The organism is Cupriavidus oxalaticus, assembly GCF_004768545.1.
Lineage (GTDB): Bacteria > Pseudomonadota > Gammaproteobacteria > Burkholderiales > Burkholderiaceae > Cupriavidus > Cupriavidus oxalaticus_A.
Genome location: NZ_CP038634.1, coordinates 2,373,229 through 2,392,095, shown reverse-complemented (window position 1 = coordinate 2,392,095; position 18,867 = coordinate 2,373,229). Strand labels below are relative to the sequence as shown.

The following is an 18,867-nucleotide window of genomic DNA, read 5'->3' as shown; positions in this document are numbered from 1 at the left end:
TGCGGCGCTTCCATGAGTCAAATACTATCTACTACTAGGTAGATAGTCAAGGAAGAATATTTCTATGGGACTGATAGCCGATAGTAAGTCTTTGATTCCAAAAGAATATAGCGAGAAAAAAAGCGGACGCGAGCCGCCAATGAAAAAAGCCGCCGCGCAGCTTTCGCCACCCGACGGCTCTGGACGCGCCACTGACAGCGCGATAGATCGGAACGCTAACCCTTAGCCAGCCACGGCTGCCATCAGCGTATCGGCCGCTGCCTCGACGCGGTCGGACGTGCCGAACAACCGGGCTGCGATCAGGCCACTTTGCAGCGAACCGAACACCACCTGCGCCAGCCGTGGCGGCGGCACGGGGAATGGCGTGCTGCGCAGCGGCTGGGCACGCTCCAGCAGTCCCGTCAGCCATTTCTCGTGCATCAGGTAGAAGCCCTGCAGCAGCTGGTGCACGGATTCGGGCAGGCACAGGGTTTCGGTCGACAGCATGCCGCACAGGCAGATCTGGTCGGAGCCGCAGCTGTTGCGGAACGGCGCCAGGTAGATCGCGGCCTGCTCGGTGACCGGCAGCTTCGTGTCGATGGCGCGCAGGTGCTCGCTGAGGCGGGCGCTGTATTCCTTCACCGCCTCGAGGACGAGGTCGTCCTTGGTCGGGAAGTAATAGTGGATGCTGGAAGTCTTCACACCCACCAGCTCGGCCAGGTCGCGATAGCTGAAGCCGTTGAAGCCGCGGCGGCGGATCAGGACCAGGGTGTGCTCGAGCAGTTGCTCGCGTACGGATTGCGTTTTCATAAAGGCAGTGTATCTACGCGAAGATAGGCGCTCAAGCTGAAATGCCCCGGCGCCCGGGTAATCCCCTAGCGCCGAGGCATCGGCTTTACGGTTTTAGCCAGGCAGGACCTGCGCGGCGAAGGTGATCATCGAGCCACTCGTCACGCAGAGCACCAGCCATCCGCCAAGCAGCAGGATGCTGTCACGCAAACTCATGATGGACTCCATCGGGCAGCGGCCTTGCTGGCCGCCGCCGTAAAGGTGGTCAAGCCGCCGGCCGGTGGCCGGCAGGGATCAGGCGAGCGCGCCGTCGGTGTACGGGTCGGCCTTGCCCACGCGCGCACCGTCGGTGTACGGGTCGAAGCTGCGCGACGGCTCGGACGACACACCGCTGCGGTCCAGCCCGGCTACGGTACGGAAGCCGTCGGTGTAGGGGTCGGACTTGCCGACGCGTGCACCTTCGGTGAACGGGTCGAACTGGCCGCTGCGGTAGCTGACAGTGCGAGCACCGTCGGTGTACGGATCAGCCTTGCCTGCACGGCCATCGGTGTACGGGTCGAACTTGCCGGCACGCGCGCCTTCGGTGAACGGATCGAACTTGCCGGTGCGGGCACCGTCGGTGAAGGCATCGGTCTTGCCGACGCGGAACTGGTAACCGTACTTGTCACCGGCGAAGCTGCTGTCCTGCACGCCGGCGGCGTGGGCGGCGCCACCAGCGAAGGCGGCGGCAAGGGTGGCGGCGGTGATCAGGGTCTTGGCGAACTTGGTCATGATGGGCTCCTGGTGGCGATGTTTCGGATCGCGTCAATCGGTGTCAGTGGCTTCCTGCTGGGCTTTTCTCGCACTTCCATCTACTAGTAGATAGATGGACGGCGCTAAAAAAAGACCGCATAGCGGTATTGCGATGGGATCGCCACTTATCCGCCCTTCCTGCTTTGCTGCTGGCGGTGCAGCGGTTCCATGGAGAGAATGCTATCTACTACTAGGTAGATAGTCAAGGCAAAATTTTCCTATCGGCGCGATAGGACGGCTCATGGGGCAGAGATCCGTCCGCCCGGATGGACATTTCTTAACATGTTCATCGTAGCCTGCTAGCCTGAAATAACACGGACCCGACCATGGCACGCCGCCCTAGCATGTTCGACACGCCGCATCCCGACCCTGCTGCAACCGTCCCCGCTCCGGCGGCGCCGGGCACGCTGCGCTGGCTTGCCGTGGCGGCGGGCGTCGCGCTGGCCGCCGGCGTTGCGCGCCATCTACTGTTTCGTGCGGTGGAGCGCAAAGCATTTGTCACGCGAACGGATGAAACAAGCACCGGGACTCCCGTGCCCTGGTCATCCATGCCTGTGCGGCATACCACGTTCGCCAGCGGCGATCGGGAACTGCATGCCCGCTTTGTCCCAGCCGCCCGCCACGATGCGCCCGCGCTGATGGTCTGCCATGGCGACAATGAAACCCTGGCCGACTGGCTGCCGGTACAGGCCCTGCTGGCCGAGTCCGGCATCGCATCCTTCGTGTTCGACTACAGCGGCTATGGCCGCAGCAGCGGGCGCCCTTCGGTGCGCCACCTGCGCCAGGACGCCATGACTGCATACCGGCAGTTTGTTGCGGCCGCGCCCGCGGCGTCGCGCCGCGTGGTGCTGGGCCATTCGCTGGGCTCGGGCATCCTGCTCGACGTGGCGCGGCACTTCGCGCCGCAGCCCGACGGCTATGTCATTGCCGCCGGCTTCAGCTCGGCGCGGCGCGCCGCGGTGCAGACCGGCCGCGTGCCGGCCTGGGCAGCGTGGCTGCTGCCGGATCCCTGGAACAACGCCGCGCGTGCCAGCCGCCTCGAACGTCCGCTGCTGGTGGTGCATAGCCGCGCCGATGCCGTGTTCGCGCACGTCCATGCGGAGCGCGTGGCCGCCGCCGCGCGGCACTTGCATCAATTGGTGATGCATGACGCCATGCCGCATGGCGCCGCCATCGAGCCAGACCATATCGCCGCATTCTGGTCGCCGATCGTGCGTTACGTACATGAATTGGACACCCTCCCGCAGCATGAAACCGGCGCGCGCGTGGAGGTCGTGGAAGCAGGCGGGGAATGCAGCCAGGGCCGGAATCCGCTCGAAAACCCGCACAAAAACAGCGATCCGATGCGCGTGCCAGGCAAGCAGTGAGGGGGCGATCCGAAGTCGCCGGACAATCTACCGCAGACTCCCGCAAGCGGCAATCATCCTTGTGGGCGAGGCACCACGGCAAGGAGGCCAAGAGGCCTTTTATCGATTTCTTGTCTATATTTGACCTCGTGGCACAAGCATCGCAATTTCGCTTTGACAGAACTGGAGGTACTGCCATGCGTTGGCTTGCAAACTTGTTCAGTCCGCCGACCCCGGAAAAAATCGCCGAAAGGGAACTGCAAGACATGAGGCTGACGCTATTCCAGGCCGAGCGGAAGTTGCTCGAGGCGCAGATGCAGGTGGCCTACTACCGCGACATGGTCGCGTTCCTGGAAGATGTCTCGGCCAAGGGCGTGGAGGACGTGGTGGACAAGCGCCGCGCCACCGTGCCGGCAATGGCCGAGTTGCCCTCCGCCGCGCAGAATGCGCGCGCGCCGGGGCTGACCACCGTGCCGATCGTTCCGTCCGCCGCCTGAACCGGCAGTCGTGCCGCCCTGCCCGCATGGCGGGCGTGCGGCATCAGCGGGCCTGACCTGTGCGATACTCGCGCTGCCTGCCGCGCCCATCGGCGCGCGGGCACGCCGTCACACAGGAACCTGCCCCATGAGCGAACTGCTGCCCGCCATTGAAATCGAAACCGCGCCCGATCCCCGCTGCGCCGTGATCTGGATGCACGGGCTGGGCGCCGACGGCAGCGACTTTGCACCGGTGGTGCCGGAGTTGCGGCTGCCCGCCTCGCCTGGCGTGCGCTTTATCTTTCCGCACGCGCCGGCGATTTCCGTGACCTGCAACGGCGGTTATGTCATGCCGGCCTGGTATGACATCTATTCCCTCGACGAGGCCGGCCGCCGCGCCGATGAGGCCGGCATCCAGGCCTCGTGCAATGCCATCCGCGCGCTGGTCGCGCGCGAGAATGCGCGCGGCATCCCCTGCAGCCGCATCGTGCTGGCCGGGTTTTCACAGGGCGGCGCCATCGCCTATACCGCGGGCCTGACGCATCCGGAACCGCTTGCCGGCATCGTGGCGCTGTCCAGCTATATTCCCGCGCCGGGCACGGTGGCAGCGCAGGCCAGCGCCGCGAATGCCGCCACGCCGGTGTTTGCCGCGCACGGCACGCAGGACGATGTGGTGCCGTTGCAGCTGGGCGTTGCGGCACGCGACTTTATCCAGGCGCGCCAGCATCCGCTGACATGGCAGACGTACCCGATGGGGCATTCGGTCTGCCTGGAAGAGATCGTTGCCATCGGCGCATGGCTGGCGGAGCGCTTCGGCCCTGCCGGTGCCTGACCTGATCAAACGCCGATAACCCTGACAGATCGCCGCAAGGGCCACGCCCGCGCGGCAAGCCGTACCCATGAGCCTCGCCCCACTGCCCCGCATCGATTTCAACACCCGCAAGGCGCTGCTGTTCGCGCTGACCGCCGAGCGCCTGTCGGCCTATTACGAGCACCGCAAGTGGATGACGGACGCACAAGGCGCGACGCTCGCAGGCGAATGGCTGTCGCGCTCGCGGCTGCAGCTGCCGCTGTCCGAGCGGCGTTTGCTGTCGGAACTTAGCGACCAGTTTGCACGACAGCTGGCCGAGACGCTGTCGCGCGAAGCGGGCTTGTATGCCGCGCACGAAATGATGGAAGCGCTCGATCCCAACTATCAGTCTGCCTTTGCGCACGACATGCTCGATGAATGCGAACGGCTGCTGCGCGAGAACGGCGTGATGGAATAAGCGAATCAGCAAATTAGCGCTTTTCGCCGGCATTGCGGGAATTGGCGAAAACGCTAAATCGTTAGATGGGGCACGATCGCGGGAGAGCTTGCCAGAGCGTCCAGACGTGGCATAACCGCTGTGTTTGCAAAGGTTGACAATCGCTTTGCGGCGGGGCGCTTACACTGCGCGCTCCAATAATGCCCCCATCGATTCCACCATGGAACGCAAGCACTGCCTCGCCTGGATCGCGCTGAGCATGATCGCAGCGGCCTTGCTGACGCTGCTGTGCCTGATCCTCAATGACCACGCAGAGACCCGTGCCGCCACCCGCATACGGCAGATGGAAGTCCGCGTAGGCACGCAGGTATCGCCGCAGGCGGGTGCGCCCCGGCCCGCGACTTCAGAACGACGACCAGGTAGTTAAGAAGGACAACGCACGGGCGGAGCGCGGGCTTGAGTCTAGTCGCGGCCCCTGGCCGCGACTGCAAAGAATTGATAACGATTGCGTCGCGTCACTGGTTCGGCCAGGACAGGCCGGCGGCCTGTGCCAGCGCCAGGTAAGACGTTGCCAGGTGGTATGGCGAAGTCGACGGCATCTCCGCACGCACCACGTCGCCTGAAGGCGCGAGGCATTCATGCCATCCCTGCGCATGCAGGAAGCGATTGCGGAACTGCCCGGCCCACGCTTCCAGCGTAGCCAGCGACCCGGGTTGTCCATGCAGCGCCAGTGCGCGTGCATACTCGGTCTGCGCCCAGATGCGCTGGGTACCGTCGAGCAGCCCGCCACGCGCGTCCAGTGCCGCGCTGACGCCCAGCGTGCCGGGCGCCACGCCATGCCGCTGCGCAAAGTCGAAGGCCTGGCGCAGCGCGCCTTCCAGCGGCAGGTCGCCGAACAGCTGCGGCCGGCTTGCGACCAGCGAGAACCATTCGAACTGGTGGCCCGGTTCGATGCGATTGTCGGCACTGCCCTGCGGCAGCTCGGCGATACAGCCGCTCGCGGGATCGACAAAGCGCTCGAACACGGCCATCGCGATCTCGCGCAGCCGCTCGGCATACCATTCGTCGCCGGTCGCATCGAGCGCCGCCAGGTAGGCCTCGGTCAGGTGCATCACCGGGTTCTGCAGCACGCCTGCGCCTTTCGGGCGAAAGTGCTCGTTAAGCGCGGCATGGTACAGCCCGCCATCTTCGGTGAAGAAGTCCTCGACGACGTCGACGGTTTCGTCGAGCACTTCGAGCGCATCGGGATTGCCGCGCAGCGCGTGGTAGCTGGCGCAGGCAAAGATCACGAAGGCGTGCGTGTAAAGGTCGCGCGTGGTGTCCAGCGGCGAACCGTCCGGTCCCACGCTGTAGATCCAGCCGCCCGCCCCGTCGCCGAAATACGCCTGCAGCGAGCCGAACAGCGTATCGGCATGCGCATGCTGGCCCGCCACCGAAAACACATAAAGCTGCCGCGCACACGCCATGGCACGGTAGCGCGCCGCCGGCAGCGGCGCGGCCGTGGCGCCGTCGAGGGCCTCATAAGGCAGGAACAGGCCGGCATTCCAGCCGCTGGCAGTCCACAGCGGCAGCACCGTGGCGTCGTAGTGCGCCGTCAAGGCGGCGACCTGTTGGTTGAGTGCGGTCGAATTGAGCATGGTCGGTGGCGAGAAGCAGGCGCCACGTGGCGCCAGGCGCAGAAGGTTACTGGATTCGGCGCAGCGGGGGAAGCCGCGGCACGCGTATCTTGCCATGCCGCGGTTGCAATTCTCCGATGGCACCATGCGCCTGTAGTTGCTAGCATCAAATGCGTCCCACCTGCCAACGGGAGGAGCCAATGTCGACCCTGCCCCTTACGCTTTCGGACCATCACCGCACGCTGGTACTGCACGTGCTGGAAGAGCCATCCGGCCAGTACACCTGGCGCATTGTCATGGAAGAACTTTGCGGCGCGGCCGATGCCGACTGCACTGTTGAAGCGCCTTCCACATACAGTTCGCATGCCGAGGCCGAGGCAGCCTGCTGGGCCGCCGGCAATGGCATGCTGGATGGCCCGCGCGCGGCGAGCGAACTGCGCACCACCTGAAGCACGCCGCCCGCGCTGCCATGTGCAGGCGCGGGCGTCCGGGTGGCCCCGATCCTTGCGCGCTGCCGCGCATGTCCTAGTCTGGAATCGTGGCAGTGGCAACGCGGGCAGGCTATTTGCCCGCGATTCTCCGTTCCGGCCACGCCCAGGGCCTTCCCGAAGCCTGGGTGCTTCCCTGCCACCTGCCTGTCATCTTCCTGGCCTTAACTGGCCTGGTCGCCTCGCCGCGCTTGGCATCGGTGCGGTGGCAGGGCCGCAGGAGCATGAAATGGAAAAGCCGGTCGTCTCTCCGCAGCGCTTCGTCGAGCTGATGAACGAGCGCCTGAGCAAGCATCCCTTGTACCAGGAGGGCATGCGCGTCTATGCCATTCCGCAGCACACCGACCATCCGCGCAGCCTGGTGTGCGTAGGGCCGCGCGGCACTGAATGCGTGTGCGCCACCATCGAGAATATCGTGCGTGGCGAATGCGAGGTGGTCCCCGACATTGCCCAGGACTGGCACCGTCCCCGCCCTCACGGAAGTCCACACGAAGCGCGGGCACGCTGAACGCCCGATAGCGCATGCCCAGCGGATTGCATGACGAGAACGCCAGCTACCGCGGCTATCGCATCCATGTCGCGGCGCTGCGCTATGGCAGCCAGCACGATGGCTGGTGGACGCTGCGCGCCGAAGTCTGGCATCGCGGCACGCGGCTGCCATGGCCGTGCCCCGTGATGCAGACGCGCTTTGGCTGTGCCGGCGATGCCACGCGCGCGGGCATGGCGTGGGGCCGCGAAGCCATCGACTCGGATATCGCCGGACAGCGCGATGCCGAGGAAGCGGTACAGCCCTAGCAACCGCCGCGTTCAGACATCGATGGCCGCGTCCGATTTCACCTTGCGGCGCAACTCGAACTTCTGGATCTTGCCGGTCGAAGTCTTGGGCAGCGGCCCGAAGTACACCGCCTTGGGCACCTTGAAGCCGGCCAGCAGCGTGCGGCAATGCGCGATCAGGTCCTCCGCGGTGGCACTGGCGCCATCCTTCAGTTCGACGAAGGCGCACGGCGTCTCGCCCCACTTGGCGTCAGGCTGAGCCACCACCGCCGCGGCAAGCACCGCGGGATGCCGGTAGAGCGCGTCCTCCACTTCCACGCTGGAAATATTCTCGCCGCCGGAAATGATGATGTCCTTGCTGCGGTCCTTGATCTTGATATAGCCGTCGGGCATGCACACGCCGAGGTCGCCGGTATGGAACCAGCCGCCGGCGAAGGCCTCGCGCGTGGCCTTCTCGTTCTTCAGGTAGCCCTTCATGCAGATGTTGCCGCGGAACATGATCTCGCCGATGGTCTCGCCGTCGGCGGGCACGGGCTGCATAGAATCAGGATCGAGCACCGCCACCTGCGACTGCAGGTGGTAGCGCACGCCCTGGCGCGCCTTGCGCACGGCGCGGTCCTGTTCCGACAGCGTGCGCCAGTCGTCCTGCTCGGCACAGACCGCGGCCGGGCCATAAACCTCGGTCAGGCCATACACGTGCGTGAGTTCGAAGCCCATGGCCTCCATCTGCGCCAGCACCGCTGCCGGCGGCGGCGCGCCGGCGACCATGCCGCGCACCGGGCCGCGCACGCCTTCGCGCCACGATGCGGGCGCGTTGACCAGCGCGGTATGCACGATCGGCGCGGCGCAGTAGTGCGTGACGCCTTCCGCGCGCATCAGGTCGAACACGAGCCTGGGTTCGAACTTGCGCAGGCAGACGTTGACGCCCGCGCGCGCCGCGATGGTCCAAGGGAAGCACCAGCCATTGCAGTGGAACATCGGCAGCGTCCACAGGTAGACCGGGTGCTTGGGCAGGTCCCATTCCAGGATGTTGGAGATCGCGTTGATGGCCGCGCCGCGGTGGTGATAGACCACGCCCTTGGGATCGCCGGTGGTGCCCGAGGTGTAGTTCAGCGCGATCGCATCCCATTCGTCGGCAGGCATGCGCCACGCATAGTCAGGGTCGCCTGAAGCCAGGAAGGATTCATAGTCGGTCTCGCCGAAAGGCTCGGCCTGCGGCCCCAGCGCATCATGGACCGCGATCACCTTGAGCCCGGGAATTTCCAGCGCAACCTGCCGCGCAACGTCGGCAAACTCGGTGTCGGCGAGCAGCACGCGGGCCTCGCCATGGCGCAGCATGAAGACGAGGTTGGCGGCGTCGAGCCGGATATTGAGCGCATTGAGCACCGCGCCCGCCATCGGTACGCCAAAATGCGCCTCGACCATGGCCGGCGTGTTGGGCAGCAGCGCGGCCACGGTGTCGCCCTTGCCGACGCCGGCACGCGCCAGCGCGCTGGCCATGCGGCGCGCGCGCGCATACGTGTCGCGCCAGTTCTGTCGCACCGGACCGTGCACGATGGCCAGGCGGTCGCCGTACACCTCCGCGGCGCGGACCAGGAAGTCGATGGGTGTGAGCGGTACGAAATTGGCCGCATTGCGGGCCAGGCCGCTGTCGAAATCGGTTGGCATTGCTGTGTCTCCGCTAGTCGCACTTTTTCTGGGGCAAGGCTATCATCGCACACGCCCGGCGCACTGTCGTCCGGACGACAAACTTCCCGCAAACCCGCGCCGGCCAAGGCTTACGCAAATCTTACAAAGTGCCGCGCAGCCGCTCGCGCCGATGTCATGACCGCATCCCAGAACCCCACTCGCGCCCCTGAAAGCATGCTTGCCAGCCATGTGTGGTACGCCGCGCTGGCGGCGGAACACCAGGCGCTGGCCGCGCGCGAGACACTGCTGCAGTCCTTCGCCGCGGGCGCCTTCATTGCCCGGCGCGGCGAGCCTTCGCGCTACTGGATCGGGGTCGACAGCGGCCTGATCAAGCTGGCGGTGTACACGCCGGACGGACGCGGCTGCACCTTCTCCGGCGTGCCGGCCGGCGGCTGGTGCGGCGAAGGCAGCGTGATCAAGCGCGAAGACCGCCGCTACGACGTGATCGCCATCCGCGACTCGCAAGTGCTGCTGGTGCCCGAGCCGGTCTTCAACACGCTGCTGGCGCAGAGCCTGCCGTTTGCAAGCTTTGTCGTACGCCAGCTCAACGAGCGCATGGGCCAGTTCATCGCCACGGTGCAGAACGACCGCCTGCTCGGCGCCGATGCGCGCGTGGCGCAGGCAATCGCGCAGCTGTTCCATCCCGACCTGTATCCGCGCACCAGTCCCGTGCTGGAGCTGTCGCAGGAAGAAATCGGCCTGCTGACCGGGCTGTCGCGGCAACGCGTCAACCAGGCGCTGCGACGGCTGGCCGACGCCGGCATGGTGCATCTGTCCTACCAGAGCATCCGCGTGACCGACCTGCCGCGCTTGCGCAGCTTCGGGCTGTCAGAGCTGTAGCGGTCAAGGTTTGGCGGCGCTGGCCGCCAAACCATATGTCTTATTTGTGTGTCAATCACCAGAACGCGGGTTACCTTGAACCCTGCCGTTCGCACACACTCGCGCCCGCAGGGTGGGCGAGCCACCCTGTTGGCGGGGCTGCATGAGCCACGGGTCGACCAGCGCGGTCCCTGCCATAACCAGAACCACATAAAGCCAAATACAGGGATGAAAACCACAAACTTGTTTCTGACGGGTCTGGCTGTCGCCGTGCTGACAGCATGCGGCGGCGGAGGAGAAAGCGAAGCGCCGGCTTCTTCGGCTCCGACCACCAAGATCAGCGGCACGGCCGCAGTGGGCGCGGCGCTGGGCAATGCCAGCGTGCAGGCCAAGTGCGCATCGGGCAGCGGCACCGCCACCACCGCCGCGGACGGCACCTTCACCATCGATATCCCGAACGCCACGCGCCCGTGCGTGCTGAGCGTCACGACGCCGGACGGCACCACGCTGCATTCGGTCGTGGAAGCCGGCAGCGGTACCACCGCCACGGCCAACATCACGCCGCTGACCGAGCTGATCACCGCATCGCTGGCCGGCGGCGACACCGACGCCTTCTTCAACCAGTTCGATGCCAGCGCACAGGCCAAGCTGACCACCAGCGGCCTGAACACGGCCACCGAGGCCGTGAAGCTGGTACTGACCGGCGTGGTCGACCTGACCGGCGTCGATCCGCTCAAGGGCACGCTGGTAGCGGCCAATGGCAGCACTGCGGGCAACGCTCAGGATCAGCTGCTCGACCAGCTGGGCGAGCGCCTGGAGTCGTCGCAGACCTCGCTGGACGAGCTGTCGTCGGCAGTCGCCTCCAATGCAGGCGCCACGGCGATCCAGACCGCGCTGCAACCGGCGGCGGCAAGCTGCGCGGGCCTGCGCTCGGGCAAGTACCACCTGGTCGGCCTGAGCTACCCGTCCGGCACCATTGCCGAAGTCGATGCCAGCGCGCTGACGATCACGCAGAAGTCCAGCTTCGCCGCGGACGCACCCTCCGGTTCGTCGGTGACGCTGACCCCGGATGCCGCCGAAGCCTGCCGCTTCACCGTCTCGTCCGGCGGCAGCGTCACGACCGTGCTGATGTCGAAGTCCGGCGTGGGCCTGGCCGTGCCGGCAGCGCCGATGCCGAACCCCGGCGTGGCCATGCTGATTCCCGCCCAGTCGCTGACCCTGGCCGACCTTGCCGGCAACTGGAACGGCCTCGGCTACGAGCGTGAGGACGCCGGCTCGCCACTCAAGCCCAGCCGCGTCACACTGAGCCTGGATGCCGACGGCAAGGCGACCGCGGGCGCCGACTGCACCGGCATCAACAGCTGCGAAAGCTGGCCGGCAGCCGAGCTGCCGACCTTCTCCGCAATCGGCAACGGCATCTTCGGCTTCAACGACCTCTATGCCAGCGCGCAGCCCGTCTACACCTTCAAGGGCACCGATGGTCAGATGATGGCGGTGATCCCGCATGAAGACGGCTTCATGATCTTCAGCAAGCAGGTTGACCGCGCGCTGCCGGCAGTCGGCTATTCCAATGCGTATTGGGATAACGCGGTGATGTACCTGCGGCCCGCGGGCGGTGGCACGCCTGTGCTCACCTTCACCGGTACGGAGAAATGGAGCACGGTGGTCGAATCGGCCGACGCGCAGACTGGCATCTATACCCGCAAGCGCGTCGAAGACGGCCGCCTCGACAGCTGGAAGCAGAACGTGCCGGCGCCTGGCCTGCGCTATCGCGAAGCGAGCACCGCCGCAGCCGAGTCGATCGCGATGGTGCTGGGCAATACCGGCGTGAACGTGTCGATCGGCGTGAACAACGTCAACTTCTACAGCATCTCGCTCAACCGTCCGTAATCCACCGCACGGCGAATCCGGACATCCGTTGTCCGGATTCGCTCCAGGCCGGCACCGCCCCGCGACGCCGGCCTTTTCTTTGCCGATCGCAAAACCGCAGACAAAAAAATACCCACAGCCGGGTGGTAGTGGGTAACGAAAAGTGGTGCGGACATGTCGCGGAACTGTCCACGACGAGGATCTTCGCACCGGCGCCGCGCCGGGCCAATAATCTTTCCGGACTAGTCGCGCCCACGCGTCTGGTGCATGGACAATCTCCATGGATTCTTGTCCAATGTCAGTCGACCCGTTGCCCGCTGCGACGGCATCCAGACTGACCTGCGCCCCGCTGCTCACGGCGCCTGTTCCCCATGCCCCACGCCCGCCTGCTGCTGATCGACGACCACACCCTGTTCCGCACCGGCCTGCGCCTGGTCCTGGCCGACAGCCCGAGCGTCGGGCAGATCATCGAAGCCGGCTCTGTCATGCAGGCGGTACAGGACCATGCCGGCGCCGCGGTCGATATCCTGCTGCTCGATATCCAGATGCCGGGCCTGAACGGCCTGGAGGGCGTCAAGGTATTGCGGCGGCATTTCCCCGCGGCGCGCATCCTGATCGTTTCCGGCACTTCCGGACTGGAAACCATTCCGGCCGACGTGCGGCGCGAGATCGCCGGCTTCCTGCCCAAGTCGGCCGATGCGCGCGAGATCGAGGAAGCGATCGCCTGCTGCCTCGCCGGCGGCATGCATTTCTCCGATGACGCCAGTGCGGCCGGCCGTGCCGCCGCGCCGGCGCCGTATGCCGCCAGCACGCTCACGCCGCGCCAGCTGGAGGTGCTGCACCAGCTCACGCTGGGCCGCTCCAACAAGGTCATTGCCTACCACATGGGCCTGTCCGAAAACACCGTCCGCGTTCATGTGGCCGCCATCCTCGACCACCTCGGCGTGGTCAGCCGCGTCGAAGCCATCCTGGAAGCGCAGCGCCGCGGGCTGGTGCAGGCGGCGCGATGACCGCGGACCACGCGCCGCCGCGCGTAAGGGGAGATCGCCCGCAGGGCGTGCGGCTGCTGCCGCGCTTCGACGAGCCGCGGCTGCTGGCCGCGCAGATGGCGCTGATCGACCAGAGCTTCGGCATCGCCATGCTGGGCTGCTCGCTGGCGGCCTTTATCCTCGCCGCGGGCCTGAGGCTGTCGGGCGACCGTCCCGGCGCCCTGCCCTGGGCCTGCGCGATGGCAGTGGCCTGCGCGGTGGCGTACTTCGGGCGGCTGGCGCTGGCCGGACGGCTGACCGAGGCAGGCGCGGGCCGCTATGCGCGCGGCATGACCGCCATGCTCGCGCTGATCGGCGCGCTGTGGGGACTGGTGGCATGGCTCTACCTGGACGTGAGCATGCCGGCGGTGGTGATCTGCGTGCTGTCGCTGATCGCCGGCATGAGCGCGGCGGCGCTGGCGGTGTTCTCCGCCTGCCTGCCGGTGGCGATCGGCTTCTTTATTCCGTCGATCGTGCCGGTCTGGATCGCGTTCCTGGTCACCGGCGATATCGAATACCTGCCCATGTTCCTCGGCACACCGCTGTACCTGTTCGTGCTGATCATGTTCGCACGCAACTATTCGCGCGTGGCGCGGCATTCGATCGCGCTGCGCTTCGAAAACATCGAGCTGATCTCGCAGCTGCGCGAGCAGACCGCGCGTGCCGAGGCCGCGCAGCATGCGGCGGAGCAAGCGAGCCGCGCCAAGTCGGTGTTCCTGGCCTCGGCCAGCCATGACCTGCGCCAGCCGCTGCATGCGATGGGGCTGTTCCTGGTGTCGCTGGGCCGCACCGCGCTGGATGCGCGCCAGCGCCAGTTGCTGGAGCATGTGGAGGCATCGTCCGGCGCCGCACGCGAAATGCTGAACTCGCTGCTGGACTTCTCCAAGCTCGAAGCCGGCGTGGTCACGCCGCGGCCGCGGCCGTTCCGGCTGCAGCCGCTGCTGCACAAGCTCGAGAACGAATTCGCGCCGCAGGCCGATGCGCGCGGGCTGGTGTACCGCACGCGCGATACCACCACAACGCTGTACGGCGATCCCACGCTGGTCGAACTGGTGCTGCGCAACCTGATCGCCAATGCGATCCGCTATACCCGGGAAGGTGGCGTGCTGGTGGCGTGCCGCCAGCGCCGGCTGCATGCCGTGATCGAGGTATGGGACACCGGCATCGGCATTCCCGCCGCGCAGCATCGCGAGATCTTCCGCGAATTTCACCAGCTCGGCAATCCGGAGCGCGACCAGCGCAAGGGGCTGGGGTTGGGGCTGGCCATCGTCGAGGGGCTGGCGCGGACGATGCGCACGCACGTCACGCTGGGCTCGCGGCCGGGGCGGGGGTCGGTGTTCCGCTTCGTGATGCCGCGCGCGTGGAGCACGCCGGAAGACACGCCGCACCCGGTGGCACCGGGCGGGCTTGACGGGCTGCGCGTGCTGGTGATCGACGACGACGAAGCGATCCGCACCGCCATGTCGGAGCTGCTGGGGGCATGGCAATGCGACTGCCGCACGGCCGAATCCGAGGACGAGGCGCTGGCCATGCTCGCGGCGTTCCGGCCTGCACTGGTGCTTGCCGACTACCGCCTGCGCGGCCATCGCACCGGCCAGGAAGCGCTGGACGCGATCCGGCAGCAGCTGGGCCGTCATGTGCCGGCGATCATCATCACGGGAGATACGGCGGCGGACCGGCTGCGGACCGCGCATGCGGCAGGCACGCTGCTGCTGCACAAGCCGGTGGTTCCGCAGGAATTGCACGCGGCGATCGACACGCTGCTGCGCGATGCCCCCGCGCAGAATGTGCAGGACGCGCAGGGCGAAACACGCCGCGGCCATTCACAGGCCGAAGCTGATTAGGACGGCCCTCCCGCATCAAGCCGGATGGCCGCGCACCGCTGCGGGCGTCAGCCGCCCGAATGCAGCGGGGACAGCGAGTAAGCGAGCACCAGTCCCGCCACGATCGCCGGCGAACCCAGGCGAATCGCGGCACTGCGCGACAGCACGCCCAGATACACGTACAAGCACACCAGCACCATCGCAGTCACATACAGCAGGCTGTCATAGACTTGCATGGACGTCTCCCTTGGCCTTTTGTTCTTATTGCTTTACTTCGGTGGTCTGCCGGCGAAGCGTGATGCAAAGGCACTGCGTGGGGGTCGCTCCGCCGCCATGCTAAGGCTGTCTGTTACCAAGGATAGTCGGGAGTTCGCGCGGGCGTGGCAATCATGGAAATCCCTTTGCGGCGGCGCACCACGGCTGGTGCGCTGCCGCAAGGGAGGCGCGGCAGGTCAGCCGGCGGGCAGCATTTCCGGGTTCCACGCGACCTCCCACAGGTGCCCGTCGGGATCCTGGAAATAGCCCGCATAGCCGCCCCAGAACGTGTCCTGCGCCGGTTTGACCACGGTAGCGCCTGCCGCCTTCGCCTGCGCCATCACGGCATCGACTTCCGCCTTGTCGCCGACATTGTGGGCCAGCGAAAAATCGGTGGACGCGCGCGGTGTCACCGTCAGCCCGGCGTCGTGCGCCAGGCTCGCGCGCGGCCACAGTGCCAGCTTCAGCCCGGACTGCAGGTCGAAGAACGCGACCGCGCCGTGTTCGAACTGCTGGCCGACAATGCCCGGTGTCGACAGTCCCAGGCCATCGCGATAGAAGCGCACCGCGCGCTCCAGGTCGTCGACGCCCAGCGTGACCAGTGTGATGCGAGGCTTCATGGCACTACCCCCCTGCAGATGTGGTGGGCCTAGCGCTGGCCGAAGGCGGCGCCGGCAAACAGGTCCTTCAGTTCGCGCGGCTGCGAGCGCCAGTACTGCTTCGGCGCATGGACGCTGGCGCCCAGCCGCGCGGCCGCATGCCACGGCCAGCGCGGGTCGTACAGCATGGCGCGCGCCAGCGAGACCGCATCGGCCTCCTGGTTGGCAATGATCGCTTCGGCCTGCTCGGGCTCGGTGATCAGGCCCACCGCGATCGTCGGCAGCCCCACTTCGGCCTTGACGCGCTGTGCGTACGGCACCTGGTAGCCCGGGCCGAGCTTGATCGCCTGCTGCGGCGAGACGCCGCCGGTGGTGACGTGGATGGCCGCGCAGCCGCGCGACTGCACTGCCTTGGACAAGGCCACCGTGCCCTCGATGTCCCATCCGCCCGGCACCCAGTCGGTGGCCGAAATGCGCATCCACACCGGCCGCTCCGCTGGGAACGCTTCGCGCACCGCGTCGAAGACTTCGATCGGAAAGCGCATGCGGTTTTCCAGGCTGCCGCCGTATTCGTCGTCGCGATGGTTGGCCAGCGGCGACAGGAACTGGTGCAGCAGGTAGCCATGCGCGGCATGGATCTCGATGCCGTCCAGCCCGAGCCGTGCCGCGCGCCGCGCCGCCGCGACAAAGTCGTCGCGCACCTTGTCCATGCCGGCGCGGTCGAGCGCGGCCGGCGGCACTTCGCCGTCGCCATGCGGCACCGCCGACGGCGCCACGGCGTGCCAGCCGCCGGGCGCATCCGGCGCGATCTGCTGACCCCCGTCCCACGGCGCATGGCTCGACGCCTTGCGGCCCGCATGGCCGAGCTGGATCGCTATGCCGATGGGCGAATGCGCGCGCATCGCCTGCACCACGCGCCCCAGCGCCGCCTCGTTGTCGTCCGAATACAGGCCCAGGTCCTGCGGCGTGATGCGGCCTTCCGGCGAGACCGCGGTCGCTTCCACGATCAGCATGCCGGCGCCTGACAGCGCCAGCGTGCCGAGATGGATCATGTGCCAGTCGCCGGCGTTGCCGTCCTGCGCCGAGTACTGGCACATCGGCGCAATGATGATGCGGTTGGCGAGCCGGAGGCTGCCGATTTCCAGCGGTTCGAACAGATGGCTCATGCGTTGCTGCTCCTTGCAGGTCATGCCGGCCCGCAGCGGGGCCGGGGGAAATCTGGATTCTAGGCCGATGCCGGGATTGCTGCCGGCGACGTTCACGGTGCCGCGCGGCGCTGGCCGGCCAGGCTCAACACCAGCGCCAGTGCCAGCGCCGCCGCGCCGCAGCCGAAGATCAGCGCGTAGTTCTCATGCGAATGCGCAAACAGCCATGCATAGCCGTAGCCGGCCAGCGCCTGGAACAGCGCAAAGGCACTGGTGGCATGGCTCCATGCGGCGCGCTGCGCGGCAGGGTCGTGCGGCAGCGCCTCCTGGATCGCGCCCAGTCCGAGCGGCGCAATGCCGGGCGTGAAGGCACCGAGGACCACCGCCGCCACGCCCAGCGCAAGCGGATCGCCGCACAATGCCAGCATCGCCGCGGCAAGTCCCTGCAGCAGCAGCGCGACGCGATAGGCAACGCCGAAGCCGATGCGTTCGCCGGCAAAGCCGCACACCAGCGGCCCGGCGATCGCGCCCAGGCCATAGAGCACCCAGTACGATGCGCCGACCTCGCTGCCGCGCCCCAGCCCGCGTGCGACCAGGTCGACCAGCAGCAGCATCGCCGGCACCAGTCCGAACGCATTGATCGCGTATTGCGCGTAGAGCCATTGCAGCCGACGCCGCGCCGCTGCCGGCGGTGCCTTTGCCGCCGCGCCCGCACCGGATTGCGGCAGCGGGCCGGGCCAGCCGAACCAGCTGAACACGGTCAGCGCCAGCGCCAACGCGCCCAGCCCCAGCCAGGTCTCGCGCAGGCCGAACTGCAGCAGGCGCGGCACGAGCGTGCCCGAGGCAGCGATACCCAGGCCAAGCCCGACGAAGATCGTGCCCATCGCCAGCCCGCGGCGCGGCGCCGGGATATGCGGCAGGATCGAGGTCGCCACCAGCACCATGATGCCGCCCCCGGCCAGCCCCGAGACAAAGCGCCAGCCGAAGAACCACGCCACCGACAAAGGCCACGCGCAGGCAAAGAATGCCAGCGTGGCGGCAAGCATCAACGCGCGCAGCACCGTGCGGCTGGACCAGACCGATACCATCGGCCGGCCCAGCAAGGCGCCGGCCAGGTAGCCGGCGAAGTTGGCCGCGCCCAGCGCGACGGTCTGCGAGGCCGGGAACCAGTGCGACTGGATCAGCGGCGGCACCAGCGCGGTGTAGGCAAAGCGCGCCAGGCCGATGGCGACGAGGCTCGCGCACAGGCCGCACAGCGCGGCGTAGATCTCGCGCCATGCCAGGGGATCGGGCGCGGTGGGGGCGGCGCAGAGGCCGGCAGGTCTGGACATGGGAATCTCCGGTGTGGCCCCCGCCCTTGCGCCGGGCAAAACGGGGCCATCGGCGCCAGGCATGGCGCCGGAAAAAGGGCATGCAGCTGCCCGCCACGCTGCCTGGGCGGCGTGTCCGGGAGCTACAAACGGGAAAGGTCAGGCCGGGATGGCGGGAATCAGTCGGTGCCGGGCACCGCGGCCGCGCTCAGTGGCGGCAGGCCGAGCAGCGCCAGCGTCGGCCGCACAGCCGCCTCGAGCAAGGCGCGCTGGGGGGCGGAGCGAGCCAGCACGCGCATGCCGAGCAGCGTCGCCAGCAGCTGTGCCGAAGCGTCGTCGGCCGACACGCCGGTGCTGGCCGCGCCCTGCTGCTGCGCGGCGGCGAAACGGTCGCGGAAGAATGCGCGGATTTCGGCGAATGCGTCCGCGACCTTCTGCTGCAGGCCGGGATCGTCAGGCGTGACTTCCAGTGCGGTGTTGACCAGCAGGCAGCCGCGGTGCAGCGGATCCGCCAGTGAGCGCTCCAGGCTTTCAGACAGGTACGCCGAAATGGCCGCGCCGGGTGGCAGCGTCGTGCCCAGCCGGGCGATCCGCTCGCGCATGCTGGCTTCGACATAGCCTTCCAGCGCCAGCAGGAACAGCGAGCGCTTGTCGCCGAAGGCGTTGTACAGGCTGGGCTGGGTCATACCCATGGCACTGGTCAGGTCGCGCGTGGACGTGGCCTCGTAGCCGCGCGCCCAGAAGGCATCCAGCGCCGCCGTCAGCGCGGTCTGTTCGTCGAATTTGCGGGGTCTGGCCATGGTCGCTCGATTTTGTATCGTTC

21 protein-coding genes are annotated in these 18,867 nt (G+C 67.3%); 12 read left to right on the top strand and 9 right to left on the bottom strand.

What is annotated here, in order from left to right; all coding sequences use genetic code 11:
* Window positions 1-222: 222 nt before the first annotated feature.
* Window positions 223-789: a TetR/AcrR family transcriptional regulator gene (locus E0W60_RS10720; RefSeq protein WP_133093255.1), complete on the bottom strand. Its 567-nt coding sequence runs from the start codon at window positions 787-789 to the stop codon at window positions 223-225.
* Window positions 790-1,062: 273 nt separating this feature from the next.
* Window positions 1,063-1,539, bottom strand: a complete 477-nt coding sequence (locus tag E0W60_RS10715; RefSeq protein WP_135703917.1) for a copper resistance protein CopQ — start codon at window positions 1,537-1,539, stop codon at window positions 1,063-1,065.
* A 347-nt stretch (window positions 1,540-1,886) separates the two neighbouring features.
* Here E0W60_RS10715 and E0W60_RS10710 point away from each other — a divergent pair, with 347 nt between their 5' ends.
* The 5 genes from E0W60_RS10710 to E0W60_RS10690 all read left to right on the top strand — a co-directional run bounded on the left by E0W60_RS10710 (window position 1,887) and on the right by E0W60_RS10690 (window position 5,056).
* Window positions 1,887-2,927 carry an alpha/beta hydrolase gene (locus tag E0W60_RS10710; protein ID WP_240745782.1) on the top strand — a complete coding sequence of 347 codons (1,041 nt, stop codon included), beginning with the start codon at window positions 1,887-1,889 and terminating at the stop codon, window positions 2,925-2,927.
* Window positions 2,928-3,103: 176 nt separating this feature from the next.
* Entirely contained in the window at window positions 3,104-3,403 is a 300-nt protein-coding gene (locus E0W60_RS10705; protein ID WP_133093257.1) for a hypothetical protein, read from the top strand.
* A gap of 127 nt (window positions 3,404-3,530) precedes the next feature.
* Entirely contained in the window at window positions 3,531-4,214 is a 684-nt protein-coding gene (locus E0W60_RS10700; protein ID WP_133093258.1) for an alpha/beta hydrolase, read from the top strand.
* 67 nt (window positions 4,215-4,281) lie between these two features.
* Window positions 4,282-4,650, top strand: a complete 369-nt coding sequence (locus tag E0W60_RS10695) for a hypothetical protein (protein ID WP_135703916.1) — start codon at window positions 4,282-4,284, stop codon at window positions 4,648-4,650.
* A 199-nt stretch (window positions 4,651-4,849) separates the two neighbouring features.
* Window positions 4,850-5,056 (top strand): hypothetical protein, encoded by a 207-nt coding sequence (locus E0W60_RS10690; protein ID WP_084402732.1) that lies wholly within the window; start codon window positions 4,850-4,852, stop codon window positions 5,054-5,056.
* 88 nt (window positions 5,057-5,144) lie between these two features.
* Here the strand turns inward: E0W60_RS10690 and E0W60_RS10685 are convergent, their stop codons facing one another.
* Window positions 5,145-6,266 (bottom strand): AGE family epimerase/isomerase, encoded by a 1,122-nt coding sequence (locus tag E0W60_RS10685; RefSeq protein ID WP_135703915.1) that lies wholly within the window; start codon window positions 6,264-6,266, stop codon window positions 5,145-5,147.
* 179 nt (window positions 6,267-6,445) lie between these two features.
* Here E0W60_RS10685 and E0W60_RS10680 point away from each other — a divergent pair, with 179 nt between their 5' ends.
* The 3 genes from E0W60_RS10680 (at window position 6,446) to E0W60_RS10670 (ending at window position 7,528) form a co-directional block, all read left to right on the top strand.
* Window positions 6,446-6,694 carry a hypothetical protein gene (locus E0W60_RS10680; RefSeq protein WP_133093261.1) on the top strand — a complete coding sequence of 83 codons (249 nt, stop codon included), beginning with the start codon at window positions 6,446-6,448 and terminating at the stop codon, window positions 6,692-6,694.
* A gap of 268 nt (window positions 6,695-6,962) precedes the next feature.
* Window positions 6,963-7,241 carry a hypothetical protein gene (locus E0W60_RS10675; protein WP_135703914.1) on the top strand — a complete coding sequence of 93 codons (279 nt, stop codon included), beginning with the start codon at window positions 6,963-6,965 and terminating at the stop codon, window positions 7,239-7,241.
* 14 nt (window positions 7,242-7,255) lie between these two features.
* Window positions 7,256-7,528, top strand: coding sequence for a hypothetical protein (locus E0W60_RS10670; RefSeq protein ID WP_135703913.1), 273 nt, complete (start codon window positions 7,256-7,258; stop codon window positions 7,526-7,528).
* A gap of 12 nt (window positions 7,529-7,540) precedes the next feature.
* Here the strand turns inward: E0W60_RS10670 and E0W60_RS10665 are convergent, their stop codons facing one another.
* Entirely contained in the window at window positions 7,541-9,175 is a 1,635-nt protein-coding gene (locus E0W60_RS10665) for an acyl-CoA synthetase (protein WP_133093264.1), read from the bottom strand.
* 156 nt (window positions 9,176-9,331) lie between these two features.
* On the opposite strand from E0W60_RS10665, the gene E0W60_RS10660 reads away from it, so the two are divergent.
* From E0W60_RS10660 to E0W60_RS10645, 4 genes are all read left to right on the top strand, one after another.
* Window positions 9,332-10,036 carry a Crp/Fnr family transcriptional regulator gene (locus E0W60_RS10660; RefSeq protein ID WP_133093265.1) on the top strand — a complete coding sequence of 235 codons (705 nt, stop codon included), beginning with the start codon at window positions 9,332-9,334 and terminating at the stop codon, window positions 10,034-10,036.
* A gap of 207 nt (window positions 10,037-10,243) precedes the next feature.
* Entirely contained in the window at window positions 10,244-11,905 is a 1,662-nt protein-coding gene (locus tag E0W60_RS10655) for a hypothetical protein (protein ID WP_135703912.1), read from the top strand.
* A 350-nt stretch (window positions 11,906-12,255) separates the two neighbouring features.
* On the top strand, window positions 12,256-12,894 hold the full coding sequence (locus E0W60_RS10650; protein ID WP_135703911.1) for a response regulator transcription factor: 639 nt from the start codon (window positions 12,256-12,258) through the stop codon (window positions 12,892-12,894).
* The gene (locus E0W60_RS10645; RefSeq protein WP_135703910.1) at window positions 12,891-14,756 is read left to right on the top strand and encodes an ATP-binding response regulator; all 1,866 of its coding nucleotides are present in this window, start codon (window positions 12,891-12,893) and stop codon (window positions 14,754-14,756) included. Before E0W60_RS10650 ends, E0W60_RS10645 begins: the two co-directional genes overlap by 4 nt.
* Window positions 14,757-14,803: 47 nt before the next feature.
* Here the strand turns inward: E0W60_RS10645 and E0W60_RS37000 are convergent, their stop codons facing one another.
* From E0W60_RS37000 to E0W60_RS10625, 5 genes are all read right to left on the bottom strand, one after another.
* Window positions 14,804-14,971 carry a hypothetical protein gene (locus E0W60_RS37000; RefSeq protein ID WP_165971435.1) on the bottom strand — a complete coding sequence of 56 codons (168 nt, stop codon included), beginning with the start codon at window positions 14,969-14,971 and terminating at the stop codon, window positions 14,804-14,806.
* Between the two features lie 216 nt (window positions 14,972-15,187).
* Window positions 15,188-15,610, bottom strand: a complete 423-nt coding sequence (locus E0W60_RS10640; RefSeq protein WP_135703909.1) for a VOC family protein — start codon at window positions 15,608-15,610, stop codon at window positions 15,188-15,190.
* Between the two features lie 29 nt (window positions 15,611-15,639).
* The gene (locus tag E0W60_RS10635) at window positions 15,640-16,755 is read right to left on the bottom strand and encodes an NADH:flavin oxidoreductase/NADH oxidase (RefSeq protein ID WP_135703908.1); all 1,116 of its coding nucleotides are present in this window, start codon (window positions 16,753-16,755) and stop codon (window positions 15,640-15,642) included.
* Between the two features lie 92 nt (window positions 16,756-16,847).
* Entirely contained in the window at window positions 16,848-18,065 is a 1,218-nt protein-coding gene (locus E0W60_RS10630) for a YbfB/YjiJ family MFS transporter (RefSeq protein ID WP_135703907.1), read from the bottom strand.
* Between the two features lie 158 nt (window positions 18,066-18,223).
* A complete protein-coding gene (locus E0W60_RS10625; RefSeq protein WP_135703906.1) occupies window positions 18,224-18,844 on the bottom strand; it encodes a TetR/AcrR family transcriptional regulator in 621 nt (206 codons plus the stop codon).
* Window positions 18,845-18,867 lie beyond the last annotated feature (23 nt).

Coding starts and splice junctions, on each gene's coding strand:
- E0W60_RS10625 (WP_135703906.1), bottom strand. CDS start 18,844: ATGGCCAGACCCCGCAAATTCGACGAACAGACCGCGCTGACGGCGGCG.
- E0W60_RS10640 (WP_135703909.1), bottom strand. CDS start 15,610: ATGAAGCCTCGCATCACACTGGTCACGCTGGGCGTCGACGACCTGGAG.
- E0W60_RS10650 (WP_135703911.1), top strand. CDS start 12,256: ATGCCCCACGCCCGCCTGCTGCTGATCGACGACCACACCCTGTTCCGC.
- E0W60_RS10630 (WP_135703907.1), bottom strand. CDS start 18,065: ATGTCCAGACCTGCCGGCCTCTGCGCCGCCCCCACCGCGCCCGATCCC.
- E0W60_RS10670 (WP_135703913.1), top strand. CDS start 7,256: ATGCCCAGCGGATTGCATGACGAGAACGCCAGCTACCGCGGCTATCGC.
- E0W60_RS10720 (WP_133093255.1), bottom strand. CDS start 789: ATGAAAACGCAATCCGTACGCGAGCAACTGCTCGAGCACACCCTGGTC.
- E0W60_RS10635 (WP_135703908.1), bottom strand. CDS start 16,755: ATGAGCCATCTGTTCGAACCGCTGGAAATCGGCAGCCTCCGGCTCGCC.
- E0W60_RS10655 (WP_135703912.1), top strand. CDS start 10,244: ATGAAAACCACAAACTTGTTTCTGACGGGTCTGGCTGTCGCCGTGCTG.
- E0W60_RS10645 (WP_135703910.1), top strand. CDS start 12,891: ATGACCGCGGACCACGCGCCGCCGCGCGTAAGGGGAGATCGCCCGCAG.
- E0W60_RS10665 (WP_133093264.1), bottom strand. CDS start 9,175: ATGCCAACCGATTTCGACAGCGGCCTGGCCCGCAATGCGGCCAATTTC.
- E0W60_RS10705 (WP_133093257.1), top strand. CDS start 3,104: ATGCGTTGGCTTGCAAACTTGTTCAGTCCGCCGACCCCGGAAAAAATC.
- E0W60_RS37000 (WP_165971435.1), bottom strand. CDS start 14,971: ATGCAAGTCTATGACAGCCTGCTGTATGTGACTGCGATGGTGCTGGTG.
- E0W60_RS10680 (WP_133093261.1), top strand. CDS start 6,446: ATGTCGACCCTGCCCCTTACGCTTTCGGACCATCACCGCACGCTGGTA.
- E0W60_RS10710 (WP_240745782.1), top strand. CDS start 1,887: ATGGCACGCCGCCCTAGCATGTTCGACACGCCGCATCCCGACCCTGCT.
- E0W60_RS10715 (WP_135703917.1), bottom strand. CDS start 1,539: ATGACCAAGTTCGCCAAGACCCTGATCACCGCCGCCACCCTTGCCGCC.
- E0W60_RS10675 (WP_135703914.1), top strand. CDS start 6,963: ATGGAAAAGCCGGTCGTCTCTCCGCAGCGCTTCGTCGAGCTGATGAAC.
- E0W60_RS10660 (WP_133093265.1), top strand. CDS start 9,332: ATGACCGCATCCCAGAACCCCACTCGCGCCCCTGAAAGCATGCTTGCC.
- E0W60_RS10690 (WP_084402732.1), top strand. CDS start 4,850: ATGGAACGCAAGCACTGCCTCGCCTGGATCGCGCTGAGCATGATCGCA.
- E0W60_RS10700 (WP_133093258.1), top strand. CDS start 3,531: ATGAGCGAACTGCTGCCCGCCATTGAAATCGAAACCGCGCCCGATCCC.
- E0W60_RS10695 (WP_135703916.1), top strand. CDS start 4,282: ATGAGCCTCGCCCCACTGCCCCGCATCGATTTCAACACCCGCAAGGCG.
- E0W60_RS10685 (WP_135703915.1), bottom strand. CDS start 6,266: ATGCTCAATTCGACCGCACTCAACCAACAGGTCGCCGCCTTGACGGCG.